This window comes from Pseudomonadota bacterium (assembly GCA_039024915.1).
GTDB lineage: Bacteria > Pseudomonadota > Alphaproteobacteria > Rhizobiales > MH13 > MH13.
Genome location: JBCCPK010000004.1, coordinates 156,969 through 179,591 on the forward strand (window position 1 = coordinate 156,969; position 22,623 = coordinate 179,591).

Here is a 22,623-nt window from a genome sequence, read left to right on the forward strand (position 1 = left end):
TGCGGCCTCGCTCACGCAACCTCTGGTCCTGCCCCCCTGAAACGTGCTTCGGCACAAGGAGTTCGAAGATGTCCCTTAAGTCCCTTTCCCGCCGTACGCTGCTCAAATCGGGTGCAGCCGGCCTTGCTGCGGCCGCGCTGCCTACACCTTTTATTGGGTCGGCTCAGGCCGCCGACATCACGCTCGGTGCCGTCTATGTTGGCCCGCGCGATGATTTCGGCTGGAACCAGGCCCACGCGGTCGCGATGGAAATTCTCAAGGGCGTCGATAGCGTTACAGTGATCGAGGAAGAGAATGTTCCGGAGACAGACGCCGTCGCGCAGTCGATGGAGTCGATGATCAACCTCGATGGCGCCAACCTTATCCTGGGGACCTCGTTCGGCTACTTCAATCCTTTCATGGTCGACCTCGCGACCAAGTACCCCGATGTTCAGTTCCGTCATGCCGCACCGCTTTGGAACGCCGATGAGCACCCCGAGAATCTGGGCAGCTATTTCTGCTACCTCAACCAGGCTCACTATGTGAATGGCGTCGCTGCGGGCCTGTCGACCACCTCGAACCGCATCGGCTTTGTCGCCGCCAAGCCCATCCCCACCGTCTTGTCCAACATCAATTCCGTGCTGTTGGGTGCGCGGTCGGTCAACCCGGAGGCGCAGGTGCAGGTGATCTTCACCGGTGAATGGTCACTGCCGGTGCGCGAAGCGGAAGCCTCCAACGCCCTGATCGATGCGGGCTGCGACGTGCTGACCTGTCATGTGGACGGCCCGAAGGTTGTCATCGAGACCGCCGAAGCGCGCGGCGTCAAAAGCTGCGGCCACAACGCCTCGCAAGCGGCGCTTGCGCCGAACGGCTTCATCACCGGTGCGGAGTACAAGTGGGAGACCATCTACTCCATGTTCGCCAACATGCTCGGCAATGGCGAAACGCTGCCGAATGTCGTCGTTGGCGGCTACCACAACGACATGCTGCGCAACACCGCCTATGGCGCTGGCGCAACGCCGGAGGCGATCGCGGCGGCAGATGCCGCTATCGCGGCGCTGATAGCCGAAGAGCCGATCTATGTTGGGCCGCTCAACGATAATGAGGGCAATCTTGTCATCGATGGAACCAAGGACAATTACGATCCTGAGCTCGACGGTATGGGCTTCCTCCTCGAAGGCGTCATTGGTTCAACGACTTAGGTACAGCTGCGCGATGCGCTGACACGTCATTGTCCGCCGACCCGCGTTTCGGGTCGGCGGTATCCACCTCTTCATTCGTTCCCAGTGAGCGCCCCTGCCCATGGCTGATGCCGACACCGTTTCCGCGCCCGCCTCCGCACCCTTTGTGGGTGAGCGCGTGCGCTCGGTCGCACAGGCCTGGCTCATCCCCGCAGGCGCTCTGGTTGCATCGGGTCTGATCTTCTCCCTGTTTCTCTTGGTGCTCGGCAAAAGCCCGGCTGAGTATTTCTCGCTCGTCTGGAAGGGCGGCTTCGGGACGGCCTTTTCCATCCAGAATACCTTGCAGCGCGCGGCGCCGCTCATCCTGACCGGCCTCGCTTTCGCCATCCCCGCCCGTATCGGACTGGTGATGATCGGCGCGGAGGGCGCGCTTGTGATCGGTGCTTTCGCGGCGGCGGCGCTCGCCATTCCGCTGGTGACGGCTGAAGCGCCGCCTGTTCTCACCATGCTCGCGATGGTGTTGGTTGCGATGGCGGCGGGCGGCGCCTGGAACGCGATCGCCGGGTATCTGCGCCACGCGCGCGGGGTCAACGAGACCATCTCGACGCTGCTTCTGACCTACATCGCAATCGCGATCATGAACTTCTTCGTCGAGGGCGCCTTGCGCGACCCCGGTTCGCAGAACAAACCGTCCACCTTGCCAATCGGGCAGGATTACATGGTCGGCGATATTCCCGGCACCTCGGTCCATTGGGGCCTGATCGCGGGGATCGTCCTGGCGATCGGTCTGCAAATTCTGATGTCGCGCACGACGTTCGGTTTCGCGGCACGCATCACCGGCGGCAACCCGCGTGCTGCGCTCGCTCAAGGCCTGCCGGTGGGCAAGCTGATCGTGATGTGTTCGCTGATCGCGGGCGCATGCGCCGGGCTTGCGGGCTATTATGAAGTCGCCGCCATCCATGGGCAGGCGAACGCCTCGCTCGTCGCGGGCTATGGCTTCACCGGCATTCTGGTGGCGTTCCTTGCGCGCCAGAATCCGATCATGGTGATCCCCGTCGCCATTCTTTTCGGCGCGATTGAAGCTTCCGGTGGGCTGATCCAGCGGCGCATGGACATGCCCGACGCAACGGCCCTTGTCCTGCAGGGTATCATCTTTGTGGTGCTGCTCGCCAGCGACACGCTTTACGACCGATTCGCGATCTTCCGTGCCAAAGCGACAGGAGATCGGACATGAGCGGCGACGAGCTGACCACCATTCTGATCGCCATGCTGGGTGGCGCGATCCGTGTGTCGACGCCCTTTATGTTTGTGGCGCTTGGCGAGACGATCACCGAGAAGTCGGGCCGCATCAATCTGGGCCTTGAGGGCAACCTAGTGCTTGGCGCGATGGTCGCCTACGCCATTTCCTTCCACACCGGTTCGCCATGGCTGGGCGTCCTCGCGGCAGGCTTCTCCGGCGTCTTTCTTGGCCTGATGCACGGCACGATCTGTTCGCTCAAACGGGTCAATGACATCGCTGTTGGCATCGCCATGATGAGCTTCGGGATCGGCTTGGCGTTTTTCTTCGGCAAACCCTACATCCAGCCGTCCGCGCCACGCCTTGAGAACATCCCGATGGGCGGATGGGCGTCGAACTCCGCGTTGGAACAAGCCTTGCAGATCAACCCGCTTTTCCTGATCGGCATCGCGCTCGCGGTCTTCCTGTGGTGGGCCTTCGCCAACACGCGTGTCGGGCTCGTGTTGCGCATGACCGGCGACAGCGAACCGTCTGCGCGGGCCATGGGCATCAATCCGATCCGCGTGCGTATTCTGGCGACGGCGGCAGGCGGCTTCCTCGCCGGGGTCGGCGGCGCGTTCCTGTCGCTATCTTATCCCGGTTCATGGAACGAAGGTCTGTCCTCGGGGCAGGGGCTGATGGCCGTCGCCCTCGTCATTTTCGCCCGCTGGAACCCGCTGCGCTGCATTCTCGCCGCGCTTCTGTTTGGCGCTGCCGGCGCCATTGGACCGGCGTTGCAGTCGGTCGGCATCTCGCAGGGCTACTATTTCTTCAATGCCGCCCCTTACATCCTGACACTTTTCATCATGATCGCCACAACAGGCGGCAAGTCGGCGCGCGAAGCGCCCGGCGAGCTGTCTATTGCCAAGTAACCCCCAACAAGCAGGAGACCCGTCCCATGAGTGCTCTTGGTGGCCTGAACAAAACGCCCAACGGCGTCGTCATCGGCATGGTGCAATTGCAATTGCCGGTGGTTGAAACCCCCGCCGACGTCGCAGAACAGACGCAAAAGATCGTCGAGATGGTCGGCAAAGCCCGCCGCAACATGGCAACGATGGATCTTGTCGTCTTTCCCGAATACGCGCTGCACGGCCTGTCGATGGACACCAACCCCGAGATCATGGTTTCGATGGATGGGCCAGAGGTCGCTGCTTTCAAGCAAGCCTGCATCGACAATGCCATTTGGGGCTGCTTCTCCATCATGGAGTACAACCCGCACGGCAACCCTTTCAACACCGGCATCATCATCGACGATCAGGGCGAGGTGAAGCTCTATTACCGCAAGCTCCACCCGTGGGTTCCGGTCGAACCGTGGGAGCCCGGCGACATGGGTATCCCGGTGATCGAGGGTCCGAAGGGCTGTAAGCTTTCGCTCATCATCTGCCATGACGGCATGTTCCCCGAGATGGCGCGCGAGTGCGCCTACAAGGGCGCGGAGATCATGCTGCGCACAGCCGGCTACACCGCGCCGATCCGCGACAGTTGGCGCTTCACCAATCAGGCGAACGCCTTCCACAATCTCATGGTGACGGCGAACGTCTGCATGTGCGGTTCAGACGGCACCTTCGATTCGATGGGCGAGGGGATGATCGTCAATTTCGACGGTACCGTTCTCGCGCATGGCACCAATGGCAGGGCCGATGAGATCATCACCGCCGAGGTGCGCCCCGATCTGGTGCGCGAAGCGCGGATCCACTGGTCGGTCGAGAACAATGTCTACCAGCTTGGCCATCGCGGCTACACGGCGGTCGACGGCGGCGCGCAGGACTGTCCCTACACCTTCATGCACGACATGGTTGCCGGTCAGTACAGGCTGCCATGGGAAGACGAGGTGGTACACAAAGATGGCACCTCGTGCGGGTTCGAGAAACCCACGCGCAAGTATGGTGAAAAGGCTATGCCGGACGGTTCCCTGGAGGCAGCCGAATGAGTTCGCCCATCCTCACCGATGTGACCCGCGCGGTGAACGCCGACCCCTATCCCTGGCCCTATGATGGCGAGCTGACGACCAAGAATACGGCTCTCGTCGTGATCGATATGCAGACCGATTTCTGCGGCAAGGGCGGTTATGTGGACTCGATGGGCTACGATCTCGAGTTGACCCGTGCGCCGATTGAGCCGATCAAGACCCTGCTCGCGGTGGCCCGCAAGAAGCGCATCCCGGTGATCCATACCCGTGAAGGACATCGGCCGGATCTTTCTGATCTTCCGGCCAACAAGCGCTGGCGCTCGCAGCGCATCGGAGCGGGGATCGGCGACCCCGGTCCTTGCGGGAAGATCTTGGTGCGCGGCGAAGCAGGCTGGGAAATCATTGATGAACTGGCGCCGTTAGAGGGCGAGATCATCATCGATAAACCCGGCAAAGGGTCATTCTATGCCACGGACTTGGAAATGCTGCTGCGGCAACAGGGCATTCGGAATTTGATCCTGACGGGCATAACCACAGATGTGTGCGTGCACACCACGATGCGCGAAGCCAACGATCGTGGGTTCGAATGTTTGTTGGTCGAAGACGCTTGCGGCGCCACAAAATACGCCAACCATCTGGCGGCCATCGATATGGTGAAGATGCAAGGCGGCGTGTTCGGCGCCGTGGCCCCGTCGTCCGCGGTCATTCAGCCCCTGGAGCGCGCTGCATGAGCCTTGCGGAGGATCGGCTGGGCCCGCGTGCGAAGGGTGCTGCTTTCGGGATCGAAACCGTTGCCATGCGCAAGCAGTTCGGCAGCCTGGTGGCGCTTGATGACGTTTCCATCAAAGTGCAGCCCGGCGAGTTTCATGCGCTTCTGGGTGAGAACGGTGCCGGAAAATCAACCCTCGTTAAGTGCATCATGGGTTTTTACCAGCCCACGTCCGGCCAGCTTATCGTCGACAATCACGAAGCGACCATTCGCGCGCCTGCCGACGCGCAGGCCCACGGGATTGGCATGGTCTACCAGCACTTTACACTGGTGCCCTGCCTGACGGCTGCAGAGAACATGGTCATTTCGCGGGCCGATACACCCGGCATCATCAACTGGGCGAGCGAGAAGCAGGGGCTGGAAGCCTTCATGGAGCGCATGCCCTTCCGGGTGCCGCTCGACACGATGGTCGCGGACCTGTCAGCGGGCGAAAAGCAGAAGCTCGAAATCCTCAAGCAGCTCTATCTTGACCAGCATTTTCTCATCCTCGACGAGCCGACGTCGGTCCTAACGCCGGGCGAAGCGGACGAGATTTTGGGTCTTCTGCGCGGGATGGCGGAGGCGCGTGAGATCACCGTTCTGATGATCACGCACAAATTTCGCGAGGTGAACGCCTTTGCCGACTCGGTGTCGGTGCTGCGGCGCGGGCGCTACGCGGGTGGTGGTGCCGTGAAAGATCTAACCGTCGAGGCCATGTCGCGGATGATGATCGGCGATGCCACCATGCGCAAAATGGCCGACCGCGCGAAGGATGTTGCTTCGGACAATGTACTGGAGATTGCAGGGCTTTCGGCGAACGACAATGACGGCATGCCGGCGGTCACAACGGTCAATCTCAAAATCAGGGGTGGCGAAATCCTCGGGATCGCCGGAGTTTCGGGCAATGGCCAGAGCGAGCTTCTTGAAGCGCTTGCCGGCCAACGCGAGACGACGACCGGCCAGATCATCATCGGCCAGCGGAATTTCGATGCGAGCCGCAAAGACTATGCCGATTTGAAGGTGTTTGGCTTGCCGGAGGAGCCGCTGAAGAACGCGGCGGTCAAGCGCATGTCAGTCGCCGAGAACATCGCGTTCCGCAATTTCGACAAGCCGCCCATGGCGGGGATCGGCTGGTGGCTCAGGCCGCCAGTGATGCGCAAGGCGGCGCAGGAACTGATCGGGCGCTACCGTGTGAAGACGCCATCGACCGAGACCCCGATCGAGAACCTGTCGGGTGGCAATGTGCAGCGCGCTGTCCTCGCGCGGGAACTGTCTGGTGACGTCAATGTGCTCATTGTGGCCAACCCTTGTTTCGGGCTCGACTTCGCCTCGGTCGCTGAAATCCGCGCGCAGCTCATAGATCAGCGCAACAAGGGCGCTGCCATCCTCCTGATCTCGGAGGACCTCGATGAGATTCTGGAACTGTCCGACCGGGTGGCCGTGATGTCCGAGGGACGCATCACCTACGAAGCGCCTATCGGCGAGACCGATCGCCAGACCATCGGTGCCCATATGGCAGGGCACTGAGACGATGTCCGGTTTGTCGCGACAACTTCGCGTTATGGCCGAGCCATATGGCTGGGCCTTCCCAGCCGACAAAACCGCCCTCGTTGTGATCGACATGCAGCGCGACTTTATCGAGCCGGGGGGCTTCGGCGATGCTCTGGGAAACGATGTCAGCCGCTTGTCGGCGATCATTCCAACGGTTGGACAACTTATTGCCCTTGCCCGCCGAGTGGGGTTGACCGTCATCCATACCCGCGAAGCGCACCTGCCGGACCTTTCGGACTGCCCACCTTCGAAGATTGCCCGTGGCGACGCGCCGACGCGAATTGGCGAAGAAGGTCCCATGGGGCGCCTTCTGGTGCGCGGCGAGCCGGGTAATCAGATTGTTCCTGAGCTCGCGCCAATCGATGGTGAGTGGGTGATCGACAAGCCGGGAAAGGGGATGTTCTGGAAGACGGGGCTCATGGAACGGCTGGAAAAGGCTGGGATAACCCATCTCATCTTCGCCGGTGTCACCACCGAAGTCTGTGTTCAGACCTCTATGCGCGAAGCCAATGATCGCGGGTTTGAGTGCCTGTTGATCACCGACGCGACCGAAAGCTATTTCGAACACTTCAAGCGGGCCACCATCGAGATGATCACAGCGCAAGGCGGCATTGTTGGTTGGGCCGCGCCGCTGTCGGCGCTTGAAAAGGCGTTTGAAGAAACGGAAGTTCCAGCGTGAACGAGACAGAAGCCGACCTCGATCGCCTGATTGAAGAGATGCTGATCTATCTCGACCTGCCCCTAGATGAGGCGTACCGAGCGGGCATCAAGCTGAATTTGCAGGCCGCCCAGCGCATTGCTGCGCCCATGCTTGCGGTTGAACTCGATGATGAGGCGGAGCCAGCGCCGGTGTTTCGCGCGTGAGTGGCGACGATCTACCTTTACAGAACGCCGCTGCAATCGCTGGCGCTGTCACGTCCGGGAAGACGACAGCTGCCAAAGTGGTCGATGACTGCCTTCATCGAATCGACGCTCTGAATGGCACGTTGAACGCCTTCACGGCTGTGACTGCGGAGCGTGCAAAGGCGCAGGCGTCTGTCGTTGATGCCGCGCTTGCGGCGGGACAACCCGTTGGCCCATTGGTTGGCGTCCCGTTCGCGGTCAAGAACCTGTTCGATATCAAGGGACTGCCAACTCTGGCGGGGTCGAAGATCAATTGGGATCGCGCGCCCGCTCACGCGGATGCGACGCTTGTCCAGAGGCTCGAAGCGGCAGGTGCGATCCTCGTCGGCACGCTTAATATGGGTGAGTATGCCTATGATTTCACAGGTGAAAATGCCCATGACGGACCCTCCCGCAACCCACATGATCCGGCCCACATGTCCGGCGGCTCATCAGGTGGATCGGGCACCGCCGTTGCCTCTGGCATGGTCCCGCTGGCACTGGGGTCGGACACCAACGGGTCGATCCGCGTGCCCGCAAGCCTGTGCGGACTGTTCGGTCTCAAGCCGACCTATGGGCGCCTGTCGCGAGCGGGGACCTTCCCATTTGTCGCTAGTCTCGACCATGTCGGCCCGCTCGCAAGATCAGTTGAGGATCTGGCGTTGAGCGCGTCCGCCATGATGGGTGCCGATCCTTCTGACCCGGTTTGTGTCGATCGACCGGAGACGGTGCTGGAGGCTCGCCCCAGCGGCATTTCCGGACTGCGCATCGCCAAGGCCGTCGGCTATTTTGCGCGCCAGGGCCATGATGAAGCCTTCGCGGCGGTTGCGAAGGTCTGCGATGCCCTCGAAACGTCGGCAACCATCGATGTTCCACTGGCTCAGGAGGCCCGGGCCGCCGCCTATACCATCACGATGGCTGAGGGCGCCGCGCTGCACCTCGACCGGCTGAAGAAACACGCGGCTGACTACGACCCCGACGTTCGGGACCGGCTGCTGGCGGGCGCGATGATCCCCGGCGCCTGGGTCACCAAGGCGCAAAAGTTTCGCCGGGTCTTTCAGGCGCAGATGTACGCCCTTTTCGAGGAAGTCGACGCGCTCATCGCCCCCGCTACTCCGTGCGTTGCGCCAAAGATCGGCCAAAAGACTTTCACGCTTGATGGCGTTGAGCTGCCCGTCAGGCCCAATCTCGGCATCTTCACCCAACCGATTTCATTTATCGGTTTGCCAGTCGTCAGTGTGCCCATCTGGCTTGACGGCCATGCGCTCCCCATTGGGGTTCAGATCATCGCTCCCCCGTGGCGTGAGGATATTGCGCTTTCGGTCGCCCAGCATCTTGAGCGCGCCGGCGTCGCCCACGCGCCGATCGCGACGCACTGATCGCCAAGGCGGACTGCCGGGATGAGCACAAACGCCGAGAACATTCACAATGCCCTGGCCCAACAGATCGTCAATCGTGAGCTGCTGCCCGGGACCGCCCTCGATGAAAGCGCCCTTGCGCTTGAGTTCGGTGTCTCGCGCACACCCATCCGCGAAGCCTTGAGGCGTCTGAGTGCGTCGGGTCTGGTGCTGCAGAAGGCCCACCGTCAGGCAACGGTGGCGCAGCCCGATGAAGCGACGTTGGCAGGCATGTTCTTTGTCATGTCGCGGCTGGAAATCCTGTGCGCCGGCGAAAGCGCGCTTCGGATGACCCCAGCGCAGCGTCGCGATCTAGAAGAGCTTCATCGCGACATGGAGACAACGGTGCGGCGCGGCGACCTGGAGCGTTACGCTGGCCAGAATGAGGCCTTCCATTCCATGATCTATGAAGGGACCGGCAACGCCTATCTTGCCGAGATGACCACATCGACGCGCCTGCGGGTCCAGGCGTTCAGACGCGCGCAGTTTTCTGCCCTTGGACGACTGGCCGCGTCCCACGCAGAGCACGACCTGGTGGTCGATGCCATTTTGCGCGGAAACAGGAGCGCCGCCGAGGACGGTATGCGCGCCCATTTGGGACACGTGGAAGAGACTTGGAACCGCCTATTCGAGCGGATCAAACGTCAGGCAGCCGAACTGGACGCAACTGCTGCCCTGTAGGCACGCCAACCGCCATGGGCCGTGATGTCCACCGCGCCTTCAAGCGCGATACCCTCGGCAATGAATCCGTTGACATGCTGACCCGAAGCCAGGCGAACGGTCCCGATGCCAAGTGGTGGCGGTACGTCATTGACGAACGAGCCGAAAGCAGCCTCCGACAAGGACCAGACTTCCACAATGATGCTCGCGCCGTGTCCTTCCGCGACCCGGCAGAGGCCGGGCTTAGGCGGGACCGTGCCGTCAAGCGCGTACAGGGTATAGTCAGGCGCAGTTGTGGTTTCCGCCACGAGGCGTGCGTTGCGGCTGGTCAGCTGTTCGTTCAACGGCATGCCAGTGAGGTGCGCACCCACGACTGCAAGCAGTACATCGCCGGGGCGGGCCCCGAGGGCTTCACCGTCTGCGGTGTTGCCCTCCAGCGCGCTGGCGATGCCGGCAATGAATGCGTCCTGTCCAGCTTGTGCGATCAGCGTCAGAGAAGAGGACAGGCCGTCCGCGCGGTCGCCCACTGGTACTGAAATCGCTGCCAGATCAAGCAGGTTCACAAAGTTGGTGTAGGTGCCCAGGTTGGAGTTGAGCTGGACGGGCTCAGCCACCAGCTCCTCGACGGAGTAGACGGTCGGAATCGACGGAACGGCCAGGCAGTCAAGCTCGCCGAGTATCGGCTCAATCGAGCGCCGCAGATCGGCCAATTTGTAGATCGCGTCAAACGTATCGACAGCTGAAATCGAGGACGCGCCCGAGATGATCCCTCGGGTTACCGGGTGGAGAGCATCGGGAGTGCTCTCGATGAGCCTGCGGACGGCGTGGTAGCGCTCTGCGACCCACGGTCCCTCGTAAAGCAGCCGCGCCACGGCATAAAACGGCTCGAAATCAATCGGTTTGATGGTCGCTCCGAGGGCTTCGAGACTTTTGAGGTCGGCCTCAAAGGCGGCCTTGGCCAAATCGTCGCCAAAGAAATGGCGATCTTCGTCACGCGGTACACCAACGGTGATCGTGCCCCAGACCGGTGTGACCGGTGACGCCGCAGGGAGCGCGCGGGACAGGAAATCGGCGGCATCATAACCCTGTGCGACCGATGTCGCTTCAGCGGCATCCACTGTGTTGGCGGCGAAGATCGAGATTGTGTCGAGCGTCCGGCAGGCAGGTATCATGCCGCTGGCGGAGAGAAGTCCCAGCGATGGTTTCAGCCCGACGATGGCGTTCATCGCAGCGGGAACACGACCCGAGCCCGCGGTATCGGTTCCCAGCGCAAAGGCGACAATGCCCGCGCCAACCGCGACGGCCGAACCTGAACTCGAGCCTCCGGGAACAAGGTCGGCCCTTTGGGAATTACGAGGCACGCCGTAAGGCGACCGAACACCGACGAGCCCTGTGGCAAACTGATCGAGGTTGGTCTTGCCAATGCAGATCGCGCCAGCGGCTTCAAGCTTTGCGACCGCATAGGCCGAAATTGATGGGGTGAACTTGGCGGCGGGGCAGGCCGCTGTGGTGGGCATCCCTGCGACGTCGATATTGTCTTTGACAGCAAACGGCAGGCCAAAAAGGGGTTTTCCCTCTGCTCCGTCTGCTTCGAGTTGAGCCGCGAGGTCCAGAGCCTGTGTCCTGTCTCGCACGGTGATGAACATGGCCCGATCACCATAGGCATCAAGCCTATCATAAGCAGCAGTGACGGCCTCGACCGGGGACATCGCCCGCCAGTCGGCGAAGGCGCGCGCAGTTTCAGATCGGATCATGGCAACCTAGCGATGCTTGGGCAGATGGGCGGTATGGAGCGGCAGCGCATCAAACGTGCCAAAAAAAGCTCCACCGTTTGCGAACCCCGTACCATCGACCGCCTCGTGCCTTTAGACAAGGCCGGGTTTGCGCGGTTTTCGGCTCTTCCGATCCATTGGAGGGGGCGCTGGTCTCAAGCTCAGCCGGTCAGGCGTAGTGCTTACACTTGGACATCTTGCCCAGACCTGGATTGAGGCTGTTGGTTGGATCGCATTGCTTGTAGAAGTTCGCGAGATCGGGCTTCGCCTCATACAGATGCCCGACATTGTGCTCGGCGGGGTATTCCGCTCCGCGTTCTTCCAAAATCGCAAGCATCGCTGCCTTGATGGCTTTGGGATCTTCTCCCTTGCGCACAATGTAGTCCTGGTGGAGTACGTGGCAGAAGAAGTGCCCGTAATAGAGTTTGTGAACCAGCTTGTCGCTGATATCGGCGGGCAGCACCTCGTACCAATCGCGGTCATCGCGCCGCAGGGCGATATCGAGCGCCAGAATATCTTCGACCTCACTGGCGTGGACCGCCTGATAGCGCACCGCCGCGCCCGCCGCCGCGAAACGGTGAAGGCCTGCGATTTTGCCCTCGCGGGGCGTGCAGGCGAACCAGTCGCCAGCGTCGCCCTGGAAATGCTGCTTCAGATAAGCTTCTGCCTCGTCGATGCCGTCATCGCGCATCTTGAGGATCAGGTGGTGCTCGAAGCGATTGCGGAATGCCTCCATGCGTTTGGGAAGCACGTTGGGCCACAGGCTCATCATTGCCTGCATGGTGCGGTCGATCAGGTTTTTTGGCACCAACGGTAGACGGTTAAGCCTCGCATCTACCCAGCCTTTGATGGCGAAGATGGTGGGGAGCTTGTCGGTGCCAAGCTTATCGATCATCACCAGCGTATCTTTGCCGTAGCGCTTGGAGATGTCGTAGACGTCGGCGTGCATGTATTCGCCTGAGACTGGCAGCGTCTTGAAGTTTGCCAGGACGTGGCGACGCAGCGCCGTCAGCTGGGCGGTATCATTGGTGGCGATGTAAAAGGTCTGCTCGCGACCAGCCTTTGGATAGGTGTCGAGCCGGACGGCGAACACGGCAAGTTTGCCAGCGCATCCTGCGGCTTCATAAAGTCGCCTCTTATCTGCATTGAACCGTGCCGGCGTCGGCTCATCGATCTGCCGGACACGCTCATCGTACTCGGTGTCGGATGCCTTGCGGTTGGTCGCATCAATGTCCTGGGGGTCGTAGTCGCCCGCCTCTAACCGCGTCAGGATGGTTTCCGGATCGTCGCCCAGCGCGATGCCGAGATTGTTGACCAGTTGCAGCTGTCCATCCTCACCGATCCGGGCGTGGATCGACAACTCAGTGTAAGATGGGCCACGCTCGATGAGCGCCCCGCCTGAGTTGTTGCACACACCCCCAATGATCGAAGCGCCAATGCACGATGATCCGATGACCGAGTGAGGTTGTCGGTCGAGCGGCGCAAGCTTCTTCTCCAGGGCGAAAAGCGTCGAACCTGGAAAGCTGATAATCTGTTTGCCATCATCGAGTAGCTGGATGTCGTCCATCCGATTTGTGCTGATGATGACGACATCGCGGTCATAGGTCCCGTTTGGCGTCGAGCCCTCTGTCAGGCCCGTGTTGGCGGCCTGCATGATGACGATGATGTCAGCGTTGACGCACGCCTTGAGGACCTTCCACTGCTCAAGCAGCGTTCCGGGCCGCACCACAGCGATGGCGGTCCCCTCGCCAGAGCGGAAGCCTTTGCAGAACCGCTCCATGGATTTGGGGTTCGTGATGACGTGCTGTGCGCCGACAATCGACTTAAAGTCAGCGACCAGATCGTCGGCGACAATTTGGGGCGGTGATGTATCGAGTGCTAAAGCCATGGCGGGCAGTTTACCGAGACATGCACGCGCTCGCCATGCGCAGAAAGCCTATCCTGCGCCGCGGCCCTGATTAAGCTGCGTCGGACTGCGCGGCGTAGTCGATGACGCCGTTCTCGCTGATCCAATCCTCAAAGCGATCTGCCGGGATCGGACGTCCCCCGAGATAGCCTTGATAAGAGTGGCAGTTGGTGCCGCGCAGAAATTCGCGTTGTTCCGCTGTCTCCACACCCTCCGCAACTACACGCGCATCGATGGCTTCGGCCAATTCAATGATGGTGAGAAACAGCGAGTCTGCTGCATCATCGTCACCAACGCCTTCAACAAGGCTGCGATCGATTTTCAGGGTTTCAAAGGCCAGTTCCTTGAGGCGGGAAAGATTGGAATACCCCATTCCGAAATCATCGATCGCAAGCCGGATGCCGAGAGCGCGGAGCATGGCCACCTGCTGAACGACGCGCGCATTTTCTTCCATGGCGGTGCCTTCGGTAATCTCGATCTCAAGCGCATCGGCAGAGGCGCCGTAAAATTTGAGCATGCGGGCGACTGCGTCGGCGAAACCTTCCTGATCAAGCTCTTCGATGGCGATGTTCACCGCAAGTGTCAGCGGGTCCTTTCGACGTGCGTTAATCCGCGCGGTGGCCTGGATCGTCTTGCGAAGCATGATCTGCCCGATGATCGGCATCAGGCCGGCAGCAGCGGCGACCAGCAGGAACTCGCCCGGCGCAATCAGACCGCGGACCGGATGCTGCCAGCGGATAAGCGCTTCGGCGCCGATAACCCGGTCCGAACTCAGATCGAACTGCGGTTGCAGGTAGAGGTCGAATTCGTCCTCATGGATCGCTCTCGTGAGATCCTGCTCAAGGTCGAGATTGGCCTGCAATTGCGCGAAATTCGAGTGATCATAGAAGGCGTAGGTGCGACGCCCTGCGCTTTTGGCCTGGTACATCGCGATGTCCGCAGCCTTGAGAAGGTCCTCGCGGCAGTTTGCATGGGCCGGACACAGGGCGATGCCGATACTCGTCGATGCCGTCAAACGCCGACCATCCAACACAACCGGCTTATCGAGCGCTGCAATGATCCGTTCGGCCAAACGCTCGGCCCTGTCCGCAGGAACGACAAGTGTGAATTCATCGCCACCGAGGCGCGCGAGGATCGCTTCGTCGGCGGCCAGATCGATCTGCGCCATGTCATTGGAGCCCACGACACGCTGCTTCAATCCCAGATCGGCCATGCAGGAGCGCAGACGATCAGCAAACTCTCGTAGCAGCAGGTCCCCGATGTGATGGCCATGCGTGTCGTTGACCAGCTTGAACCGGTCGAGGTCGAGGAACATGACCGCAAACTCGGGATGGTCCGCTTGACGCGCCAGCTTTTCGAGATGCATGTTCAACCAGCCGCGGTTGGGGATACCGGTCAGCTTATCCTCATAGGCGACGCGATGGATTTCCGACATGGACGTGCGGATCGTCTGGAGCATCGTGTTGAACGACGAGGAAAGTTCCTCCAGCTCATCGTTGCTGCGGATATCGAGCACCTGGTCGAGGTCCCCGTTCGCAGCGCGCTTGGTTGCCACCGTCAGATCGGTCAAGGGGCCGGTGAGGTGACGCGCCAGAAGATTGGCGAGCCAGCTTCCCACGATGATGAAGATGAGTCCGGCCCAGAGGTTTGTCTGCCATACGGTTCGAACTTCGCCATTAAGGGATTTCTGGCACAGCTCGAGAAATATGGCGCCAATGGGCTCACCAAAATGCATCAGCGGCGTCGCAACGCTGATTTCACCGTCACCGGTTGAGCGGACCGTTTGCCGGGTCGCGAATGCTTCGGCGATAAAGGCATTATTGGCCATGGATGCCCGAGCGGCTTCCTCATTGCCGGCGATTATGAGGCGCCCGCGCGGCCCGACGATATAGATGTTGTTGATATCGTCTTGCTCGTAGAGTTCTTCAAAAAAGGCCGATAGGTCGTTCTCCGCCCTGCCGGCAAACTTGGGTATCGACACCTCGGCCACGATGTCCGCAAGGTGCTGCGCTCGCAGATCCGTCCGTTGATCGATTAGGCGAAACTGGGTCTCGACGTTGAGCAAGATGATCAGGCCGACAAAGGTCGTGGTCATTGTAAAGAAGATAAGCCACAACCGACGTTTCAAGCCGTAGGAAGCCGATTGTTTCCATGATGAGAGGCGCGCCATCAAACAGAGCCCGTCTCAAAAAGTGAGAACGGTTGTCCTTCGGCACACCATGAACCTGCACAATCGGTCCCGCCGCAGCGTCGCGCGCGCGTCGGCGCCATGCTGGCAGCGGAAAGCATACCTGTGAAAGGCGTCATGTGGCTTTGGGGCAAAGGCCAGATACCCATTGTCTGCATGCTCAGGTTCAACGCCGCGGCTAAACCAGAGTGCGATGAAACGGTGTTCGCCATGGTGCTGCCACTCGTCGATCTTTTCTTTACTCGAGGCTCCAACCCTAAGCGGGAAAGCTAAAGCCTCGGTTGGGAAGTGCGGTGAACCTGACTTGAAGGTGCCATGTGCTTGATCGTCCCAAAATCGAACACTATGCGCGCTTCAGAATAGTGCCGGCAGCATCCGCATATCTACGAATGTGACAGTTAGATCGGGCAGGCGGGTGGACAGCACCGTGCCATTGCCTATGCTGGAGGGATGGAAGCGCGTGGAGGCGTCGGGCCAATGAGGGCTGGATGCTTCCCACCCACGCGCACTGCCAGACGTGCGCAAAGTCGCACCGGGGAGACACAATCATGAAAGTTTTCGTCGCTGCAGGCTTCGGCCTCGCCACCGCTATCGCTGTATCCACCCTCAGCACACCAGCGATTGCGCAGGAATGTCCGCTGGACCGTGCTGTGAACATGGCCGGGCTCGGATATGAGTCGCACGCCTTCCACACAGAAGTTGTCGCGACCATTATGCGGGAGGGCTATGGCTGCGAGGTTGAAATCATCCCGGTCGAAACCTTGGCCGGTTTTACCGGGCTTGCACGCGGCGACCTTGATGCGAACATGGAAATCTGGACGGCCAACCCGCCGCCGGCCTGGCAGGAGGGTTTGGACGCTGGAACTCTCGTTGATCTCGGGCCAAACTTCCCCGCGGCGCTTGAGGGTTGGTTTGTCCCCCGCTACCTCGTTGAAGGACCGGACGCCCCCGCCCCAGACCTTCGTACGCCAGCCGATCTGGCGCGCTACGCAGACTTGTTCTCCGACCCCGAAGACCCCGACAAGGGCCGCTTTTACAACTGTGTTGCTGGCTGGGTTTGCGAAGAGATCAACACCAAGAAGCTCGAAGTCTACGGGCTTTCCGACTTGTATACGAATTTTCGGCCGGGGTCCGGCGGTGCAATGGCAGCCGACATCATCTCGCGGGTTCGGCGCGAGCGTCCGGTCGTCTTCTATTATTGGGCACCAACCGGCCTCTTCGGTCAGGTCGGCGGTCAACTCGTTCAGCTGGAGGAAGCGCCCTTCGACGCAGAAGTCTGGGAAGCCATGAAAGCCAGTGACGAACCGACGGAAACCACCGCCTATCCGTCTTCCCCCGTTCACGTGGGAGCGAATGCTGAATTCGCTGCAGCCGCGCCTGAGCTTGTTGAGTTGCTGACCAACTATGAGACCAGTGTTGTCGAAACCTCGCAGGGGGTTGCGTATATGCAAGACAATGACGCGGACGCCGATGAAGCGGCGGAGGAGTTCCTGCGTACGACGACGGCGTGGGAAAGCTGGGTGCCAAGCGAAGTTGCCGAGCGCGTGAAGTCCGCACTTTAAAACGAGGTTCTTGAGGAGCTTCGTCATGGAGTGGAATGGTATTTTTCCCGATTTTGGTCGCGCGGTACGCCGCTCGACCAACGACTTCGTCGAGTATCTGGTCATCACGTTCGGTGATCAGTTCGAAGCGTTTTCGAACGCCATTCTCGGCGTGCTGGTCTGGCTGGAGCGGCTTCTTCTAGGGCGCACCGAACCGGAAATTCTGCTGTTGATCGTTTTCGGTGGTCTCATCAGCTTGTTCGTTTGGCTTATCAGCAAGAGCAGCGTTTTTGCGGGCGCTGTTTTTGTGATCGAGGCCGGGCTGTTTTTCGGAGCTCGGATCACACAGACCGTCGGAGAGGATACCGTTCAGCCCTTCGAATGGCTGTGGATGCAGGAAGTGCAAATCATTGCGCTGATCATGTTGATCGCCTACGCGGCCAGCCGGAAAGCCGGGCTTGCCCTCCTCATGGGCGCGGCGATGTATATGATCGGCGCTTTCGATCTGTGGGACCAGGCGATGCAAACCATCGCAATTATGCTGGTTTCTATCCTCATTTCCGTCGTCATCGGTGTGCCCGTTGGCGTTCTTATCGCCCGTTCAGATCGATCCCGCGCCGCGATCAATCCGCTGCTCGACTTGATGCAGACCATCCCCAGCTTCGTTTACCTTATCCCGGCGGTTATGCTGTTCGGTCTGGGCAAGGTCCCCGCGATCATTGCCACGGTCATTTATGCGGTGCCGCCGCTTATTCGTCTGACCGATTTGGGCATCCGGCAGGTGGACGGCGAAGTGGTGGAAGCCGGGCGCGCATTCGGCGCTACGCGGTTCCAGGTTCTGCGCGATGTCCAGTTGCCGCTTGCGATGCCCTCGATCATGCAAGGGATCAACCAGACCACCATGATGGCGCTGGCGATGGTTGTGATTGCCTCGATGATTGGCGCACGTGGTGTTGGCGAGACGGTGCTTTTGGGCCTTCAGCGCAACGACCCCGGGCGCGGGCTGCTGGGTGGGCTGGCGATTGTCATTCTGGCGATCGTCTTTGACCGGATCACGCAGGCTTATGGTTCCCGTATGCAGGCTTACCGTGCGGCCGGACATTGATGACGGTGCCGTGCAGAGTTCCGCGTTCATCACCGAAAGGAAGACGTTGTGTCGTTGATTGAAGTGAAAGGTGTCACAAAGATCTTCGGCCCCGACCCGGCGTCGGCCCTTGGTAAGGTCAAGCAGGGTATGGGCAAGACGGAACTCTTGGCTGAAACGGGCCATACGCTGGGCATCCATGACGTCTCCCTGTCGATTGGCCAAGGCGAGATCTTTGTCATCATGGGCCTGTCGGGTTCAGGCAAATCGACCTTGATCCGCCACTTCAATCGCTTGATCGATCCAACCGACGGACAGATCTTGATAGAGGGCGAAGATGTGCTGTCGTTAGGCATTGCCGAACTGGAACAGTTCCGCCGAAAGCGCATGTCGATGGTGTTCCAGCGCTTTGGCTTGTTTCCGCACCGCTGTGTGCTCGACAATGTCGCCTATGGTTTGGAAGTTCAGGGCGTCGGTACAGATGAACGCTACGAGAAAGCCCGTCAGTGGATCGATACTGTGGGCCTTGAGGGGTATGAGGATCAATATCCAAGCCAGCTGTCTGGCGGCATGCAGCAGCGGGTTGGCCTCGCCCGCGCTTTAGCTACAGATGCGGACATCTTATTGATGGATGAAGCGTTCTCCGCTCTCGATCCGCTGATCCGCTCGCAGATGCAGGATCAACTGGTCGCGTTGCAGGACGAGTTTCAGAAGACCATCGTGTTCATCACGCACGACCTCGACGAGGCGCTGAAGATCGGTGACAAGATCGCAATTCTGAAAGATGGCGTTCTCAGCCAGGTTGGGACGCCTGCCGACATTCTCATGTCGCCCGCCGATGACTACGTCGCCGAGTTCGTGCGGGATGTGAACCGTGCGCGCGTGCTAACCGTTGATGTGGTGACCAAGCCGCCAAAGCTGCGACTGACGGACGAGAGCATCGAAAAAGCGCTCGCCGCGCTTCGGCGTACAGGCGAAGAGTTTGCGTATGTGCATGCCGCGTCAGGGACGTATACCGGGTATGTCAGCGAAGATACGCTGGAGGGCGCAATGGCGGTACCCGGCGACCGCAGCCTCGCTGAGGTCGCCATAGCTGGGAACACCGTCGCCGCACACAGCTCGCTGGAGGATGTGCTTCCAAAGGTGCTGGATACCGAATATCCGGTCCCTGTCGTTTCTGAGGATGGGGCTTTCGAAGGCGTGGTCTACCCAGAGGAACTGGGCTCGATCCTTGCAGCTCAACCCGCTGCCAACTCCAAAGCTACGGCCAGTAACGCGTCCGACGCGGCCCATCGTACCCCAGAACCAGCCTGACGCGACCGCACCGACTGGGCCGGTCCATCAACGCTGGCTGAATCAGTCGTCGCCCCAGAACGAGAAAGCACCGTGCCGGCATCAGTATCCACGCCACAGTTCCATATGATCCACGGTGCTGCCCAGCCCGTTGCGCCTTTTTCGCATGCCGTTGAAGCCGAGGGCTGGGTGATACTGACCGGCCAGATGCCGACGGATCCAGATGATGCGGACGCACCCTTACCGCCGGGCATACAAGCGCAGACACACGCGGTGATGCGGAACCTTGAAATTGTGCTCGCTGGCCTTGGTCTCGATCTGAGCCATGTCTTGCAATGCCGGTGCTATCTGACCGAGTTTGAGCGCGACTACCCCGTCTTCAACGATACCTACCAGACCTATTTTCCCCAGAACCGTCGGCCCGCTCGCACGACGGTCGGGGTAACGGCACTGGCAGTTGGCGCTTTGGTCGAAATCGATATGATCGCGCGACGTCCGACAAGCGAGACGTCCGGTCCCGTGCTGCCGCAGGTTGGCCAGTGGCCATCCGGTGGTTAGTGCTGCGGGTTTTGCAGCGGACGTTGGCGCAGTGTGATGGGAGATGGCGTGCGCTTAAACGATGGAACGGCTCATGAACCGGATCGTGTCTGACAAGGCGAATTACGATGCCGCTTATCGCGGCCATAGCTGGTCACTGCCAGCGCAACTTAATATGGGCGCGCAGATCGCCGATGAACCCGTCGACCGCTCCTACGATGCCCCTGCCATAATCGATGGCTCGAGCGGGGAAGTGCTGACCTTCGGCCAGCTTTCCGCCATGGCGGCAAGGCTCACAGGTGCCCTCATGCGCGAAGGGGCAAAACGTGGCGATCGTGTTGCCGTGATTGCACCGCAAGGCTTCTCGACGGCCATTGTTCATGCTGCAATCCTGCGCGCCGGCCTTGTGGGCGTTCCGCTTTCTGAACGTTACGGGCGCGATGCGCTCGAGCATCGCTTGAATGACAGCGGCGCGTCCTTTGCGTTTGTTTCGCCATCTGGCCGCGACAAGCTGAACAGTATTGCTGGTGGCCTCACGAGCTTGAAGACCGTGATTGATGTCGACAGCGAACCTGCCTCCACCACGTCCCTGGAAACATTTATTGGCGATACTGCAAGCGCTGCGGCTGTCGCCACAACGCCTGACGACCCGGCGCTCATGATCTACACATCGGGCACGACTGGTCCGGCCAAAGGCGCACTGCACGGTCACCGGGTCCTGGCCGGCCATATGCCGGGTTTCTCCTTCGCACATGGAGACAGGATCGCGCCTGATGCGGTGTTTTACACCCCAGCGGACTGGGCGTGGGCCGGGGGGCTGCTCAACTTGCTGTTTCCGGCGCTTTCACTGGGGTTCCCCGTCGTTGCCTACGCCGATCCGGATGGGTTTGATGCCACTCAAACGCTTGAGACGATGCGGCTTCGGGGGGTGACGCACGCTTTCCTGCCGCCGACGGCGCTCAAGCTTATGCGGGCTCACGCCCCAGCCGAGGCACTCGGTGAAAGCGGTTTGCAGTCGGTCATGAGCGCAGGGGAGGCGCTTGGCCGCGAGACATTCCATTGGGCTCGTGAGGCTTTTGGTTTTGCTATCGCTGAAGCTTACGGGCAAACCGAAGCCAACCTTGTGATTGGATCATCTGTAGCCCATGGCGCTATGCGCGAAGGTGCCACCGGACGACCGGTTCCCGGACACCGGGTTTATGTGGTGCGTGAAGATGGGACGGAAACCGAGCCCGGTGAGGTGGGGGAGATCGCGGTGGGCCTGCCCGACCCGGTCGCGTTTCTCGGCTATTGGCAAGTGGAGGACGCGACGCGCCGGAAGAAGCGGCAATCAGAAACGCTCGGCGCGTTGCTGATGACCGGCGATATGGCGATGCGCGACATGGACGGCTTTATCTGGTTTGTGGGCCGCGATGACGATGTCATTACATCGTCCGGTCATCGTATCGGTCCCGGGGAGATTGAAGACTGTCTGACGAGCCACCCAGCGGTTTCGATGGCGGCGGTGATTGGCGTCCCCGATCCTGTGCGAACACAGATTGTCCGGGCATTTGTGGTTTTGCGCAACGGGCACAGGGACGATGACGCGATGGCTCGCGATCTGCGAGCCCATGTGCGCGCAAACCTCGCCGCTCACGAATACCCGCGAGAGATCCGGTTTGTAGACCGTTTGCCCATGACGACCACTGGCAAGATCATCCGCCGCATGCTCAAGGGCATGGATTAACCCAGTGACCGTTGGCGCGGTTCTGGTTTAGGCGGTTACCGCTGGCTTTAGAGGGCACGGGCCATCGGCGGGTTTCCAATTACCCAGATCGAGCCGGTCGTCAAAACGCCAGCGGCCCCAGGGCGCGTTGGGTTTGGACTTGCTTAAAGTTGCCTTCATCCCCCGCGGATAGCTTTCAAATCCCAACGATGCCAGATGGCTCTTTTGAACGTCTCCATCGATCGCCGCGAAGCCCCAGCTTTCAAGCTGCGCAGCAAGCGCGATCGTCGCCAGCTTTGAGGTGTCACGTTCGGTGTGGAACATGCTTTCCAGCAGGAAAGTCTCATCAACGGCGTAGCCGAATAACCCGCCCACGAGTTCGCAATCTTTGTTCCACACCTCAAGTGTGTGCATGACATGGTCGTCGTACAAATCCAGCATGACCGCCATCATCCCCGGGTGCAGCCAGGTGAGCGGCACGCGCCCATCGCGCGGAGCGGCGCACCCGCTCAACACCCCAATCGGATCGCGGTCAAAGGTGAAGCGGTAGCGATCAGATCGCAGAATTCGGGCCATGTTTTTTTGGATGTGAAGACGGCCTGGCATCAGAAGGCAAATTGCGTTTGGCGCCAGCCATTTAGGCGGCATGACGTGACCGGATAGGTGCATGCCCCGCCGAAAGCCTTCGACGATGTGGTCCGTTTCGCGTCGCCCGAGCATGCCCGCAAGGTCGTCCATGCGCGATAGGCGATCTTCGGGGTTGGGCAACTGCGCTCGGCTTTCAGGTGAGCCAAAAGCATAGCGCAGCCACATGATGAGCATGCTTGGTATGGCCGGTAGACGTTTTGGCCGAAGCGTGTACGCGCCGGCGAGTACGGTACGCTTGACGGTCTGCCCGAGGGTTTCGCGTGGTATGGGCCAGTTGCCTGTGGATGCATCGCGGACACGCGATCGTGGCGGATATAGGACCTCATTTTCGCTCGTTGCCATAGCCGAATTCCTTGTTCCCTGCCT

General features: G+C 60.5%; 19 protein-coding genes. 15 read left to right on the top strand and 4 right to left on the bottom strand.

What is annotated here, in order from left to right:
- Positions 1 to 68: 68 nt before the first annotated feature.
- The 10 genes from AAF739_09205 to AAF739_09250 all read left to right on the top strand — a co-directional run bounded on the left by AAF739_09205 (position 69) and on the right by AAF739_09250 (position 9,604).
- A complete protein-coding gene (locus tag AAF739_09205) occupies positions 69 to 1,181 on the top strand; it encodes a BMP family ABC transporter substrate-binding protein (GenBank protein MEM6382838.1) in 1,113 nt (370 codons plus the stop codon).
- 100 nt (positions 1,182 to 1,281) lie between these two features.
- On the top strand, positions 1,282 to 2,394 hold the full coding sequence (locus tag AAF739_09210) for an ABC transporter permease (GenBank protein MEM6382839.1): 1,113 nt from the start codon (positions 1,282 to 1,284) through the stop codon (positions 2,392 to 2,394).
- The gene (locus AAF739_09215; GenBank protein ID MEM6382840.1) at positions 2,391 to 3,308 is read left to right on the top strand and encodes an ABC transporter permease; all 918 of its coding nucleotides are present in this window, start codon (positions 2,391 to 2,393) and stop codon (positions 3,306 to 3,308) included. The genes AAF739_09210 and AAF739_09215 overlap by 4 nt, the downstream gene beginning before the upstream one ends.
- 26 nt (positions 3,309 to 3,334) lie before the next feature.
- Positions 3,335 to 4,366 (top strand): formamidase, encoded by a 1,032-nt coding sequence (locus tag AAF739_09220; GenBank protein MEM6382841.1) that lies wholly within the window; start codon positions 3,335 to 3,337, stop codon positions 4,364 to 4,366.
- Positions 4,363 to 5,076 (top strand): isochorismatase family cysteine hydrolase, encoded by a 714-nt coding sequence (locus AAF739_09225; protein MEM6382842.1) that lies wholly within the window; start codon positions 4,363 to 4,365, stop codon positions 5,074 to 5,076. Before AAF739_09220 ends, AAF739_09225 begins: the two co-directional genes overlap by 4 nt.
- Entirely contained in the window at positions 5,073 to 6,620 is a 1,548-nt protein-coding gene (locus AAF739_09230) for an ABC transporter ATP-binding protein (GenBank protein ID MEM6382843.1), read from the top strand. The genes AAF739_09225 and AAF739_09230 overlap by 4 nt, the downstream gene beginning before the upstream one ends.
- Before the next feature lie 4 nt (positions 6,621 to 6,624).
- A complete protein-coding gene (locus AAF739_09235; GenBank protein ID MEM6382844.1) occupies positions 6,625 to 7,323 on the top strand; it encodes an isochorismatase family cysteine hydrolase in 699 nt (232 codons plus the stop codon).
- Positions 7,320 to 7,508, top strand: coding sequence for a DUF4089 domain-containing protein (locus tag AAF739_09240; GenBank protein ID MEM6382845.1), 189 nt, complete (start codon positions 7,320 to 7,322; stop codon positions 7,506 to 7,508). The genes AAF739_09235 and AAF739_09240 overlap by 4 nt, the downstream gene beginning before the upstream one ends.
- Positions 7,505 to 8,905 carry an AtzE family amidohydrolase gene (locus tag AAF739_09245; GenBank protein ID MEM6382846.1) on the top strand — a complete coding sequence of 467 codons (1,401 nt, stop codon included), beginning with the start codon at positions 7,505 to 7,507 and terminating at the stop codon, positions 8,903 to 8,905. The genes AAF739_09240 and AAF739_09245 overlap by 4 nt, the downstream gene beginning before the upstream one ends.
- 21 nt (positions 8,906 to 8,926) lie before the next feature.
- Positions 8,927 to 9,604, top strand: coding sequence for a GntR family transcriptional regulator (locus AAF739_09250; protein MEM6382847.1), 678 nt, complete (start codon positions 8,927 to 8,929; stop codon positions 9,602 to 9,604).
- Here AAF739_09250 and atzF read toward each other — a convergent pair.
- The 3 genes from atzF to AAF739_09265 all read right to left on the bottom strand — a co-directional run bounded on the left by atzF (position 9,568) and on the right by AAF739_09265 (position 15,356).
- On the bottom strand, positions 9,568 to 11,337 hold the full coding sequence (atzF, locus tag AAF739_09255; GenBank protein MEM6382848.1) for an allophanate hydrolase: 1,770 nt from the start codon (positions 11,335 to 11,337) through the stop codon (positions 9,568 to 9,570). The genes AAF739_09250 and atzF overlap by 37 nt on opposite strands.
- Before the next feature lie 187 nt (positions 11,338 to 11,524).
- On the bottom strand, positions 11,525 to 13,243 hold the full coding sequence (dld, locus tag AAF739_09260) for a D-lactate dehydrogenase (protein MEM6382849.1): 1,719 nt from the start codon (positions 13,241 to 13,243) through the stop codon (positions 11,525 to 11,527).
- A gap of 70 nt (positions 13,244 to 13,313) precedes the next feature.
- Positions 13,314 to 15,356, bottom strand: coding sequence for an EAL domain-containing protein (locus tag AAF739_09265; protein MEM6382850.1), 2,043 nt, complete (start codon positions 15,354 to 15,356; stop codon positions 13,314 to 13,316).
- 641 nt (positions 15,357 to 15,997) lie between these two features.
- Here AAF739_09265 and AAF739_09270 point away from each other — a divergent pair.
- The 5 genes from AAF739_09270 (at position 15,998) to AAF739_09290 (ending at position 21,630) form a co-directional block, all read left to right on the top strand.
- The gene (locus AAF739_09270; protein ID MEM6382851.1) at positions 15,998 to 17,011 is read left to right on the top strand and encodes an ABC transporter substrate-binding protein; all 1,014 of its coding nucleotides are present in this window, start codon (positions 15,998 to 16,000) and stop codon (positions 17,009 to 17,011) included.
- 25 nt (positions 17,012 to 17,036) lie between these two features.
- Entirely contained in the window at positions 17,037 to 18,095 is a 1,059-nt protein-coding gene (locus AAF739_09275) for an ABC transporter permease subunit (GenBank protein MEM6382852.1), read from the top strand.
- Positions 18,096 to 18,143: 48 nt separating this feature from the next.
- Positions 18,144 to 19,388, top strand: a complete 1,245-nt coding sequence (locus AAF739_09280) for a glycine betaine/L-proline ABC transporter ATP-binding protein (protein ID MEM6382853.1) — start codon at positions 18,144 to 18,146, stop codon at positions 19,386 to 19,388.
- Positions 19,389 to 19,493: 105 nt separating this feature from the next.
- Positions 19,494 to 19,925 carry a RidA family protein gene (locus tag AAF739_09285; protein ID MEM6382854.1) on the top strand — a complete coding sequence of 144 codons (432 nt, stop codon included), beginning with the start codon at positions 19,494 to 19,496 and terminating at the stop codon, positions 19,923 to 19,925.
- Between the two features lie 73 nt (positions 19,926 to 19,998).
- A complete protein-coding gene (locus tag AAF739_09290; GenBank protein MEM6382855.1) occupies positions 19,999 to 21,630 on the top strand; it encodes an AMP-binding protein in 1,632 nt (543 codons plus the stop codon).
- Positions 21,631 to 21,657: 27 nt separating this feature from the next.
- Here AAF739_09290 and AAF739_09295 read toward each other — a convergent pair whose 3' ends face one another.
- Positions 21,658 to 22,599 carry a leucyl/phenylalanyl-tRNA--protein transferase gene (locus tag AAF739_09295; GenBank protein MEM6382856.1) on the bottom strand — a complete coding sequence of 314 codons (942 nt, stop codon included), beginning with the start codon at positions 22,597 to 22,599 and terminating at the stop codon, positions 21,658 to 21,660.
- Positions 22,600 to 22,623: the final 24 nt, after the last annotated feature.

Coding starts and splice junctions, on each gene's coding strand:
- AAF739_09290 (MEM6382855.1), top strand. CDS start 19,999: ATGAACCGGATCGTGTCTGACAAGGCGAATTACGATGCCGCTTATCGC.
- AAF739_09265 (MEM6382850.1), bottom strand. CDS start 15,356: ATGACCACGACCTTTGTCGGCCTGATCATCTTGCTCAACGTCGAGACC.
- AAF739_09210 (MEM6382839.1), top strand. CDS start 1,282: ATGGCTGATGCCGACACCGTTTCCGCGCCCGCCTCCGCACCCTTTGTG.
- AAF739_09230 (MEM6382843.1), top strand. CDS start 5,073: ATGAGCCTTGCGGAGGATCGGCTGGGCCCGCGTGCGAAGGGTGCTGCT.
- AAF739_09250 (MEM6382847.1), top strand. CDS start 8,927: ATGAGCACAAACGCCGAGAACATTCACAATGCCCTGGCCCAACAGATC.
- atzF (MEM6382848.1), bottom strand. CDS start 11,337: ATGATCCGATCTGAAACTGCGCGCGCCTTCGCCGACTGGCGGGCGATG.
- AAF739_09295 (MEM6382856.1), bottom strand. CDS start 22,599: ATGGCAACGAGCGAAAATGAGGTCCTATATCCGCCACGATCGCGTGTC.
- AAF739_09215 (MEM6382840.1), top strand. CDS start 2,391: ATGAGCGGCGACGAGCTGACCACCATTCTGATCGCCATGCTGGGTGGC.
- AAF739_09275 (MEM6382852.1), top strand. CDS start 17,037: ATGGAGTGGAATGGTATTTTTCCCGATTTTGGTCGCGCGGTACGCCGC.
- AAF739_09220 (MEM6382841.1), top strand. CDS start 3,335: ATGAGTGCTCTTGGTGGCCTGAACAAAACGCCCAACGGCGTCGTCATC.
- dld (MEM6382849.1), bottom strand. CDS start 13,243: ATGGCTTTAGCACTCGATACATCACCGCCCCAAATTGTCGCCGACGAT.
- AAF739_09205 (MEM6382838.1), top strand. CDS start 69: ATGTCCCTTAAGTCCCTTTCCCGCCGTACGCTGCTCAAATCGGGTGCA.
- AAF739_09225 (MEM6382842.1), top strand. CDS start 4,363: ATGAGTTCGCCCATCCTCACCGATGTGACCCGCGCGGTGAACGCCGAC.
- AAF739_09235 (MEM6382844.1), top strand. CDS start 6,625: ATGTCCGGTTTGTCGCGACAACTTCGCGTTATGGCCGAGCCATATGGC.
- AAF739_09270 (MEM6382851.1), top strand. CDS start 15,998: ATGAAAGTTTTCGTCGCTGCAGGCTTCGGCCTCGCCACCGCTATCGCT.
- AAF739_09285 (MEM6382854.1), top strand. CDS start 19,494: ATGATCCACGGTGCTGCCCAGCCCGTTGCGCCTTTTTCGCATGCCGTT.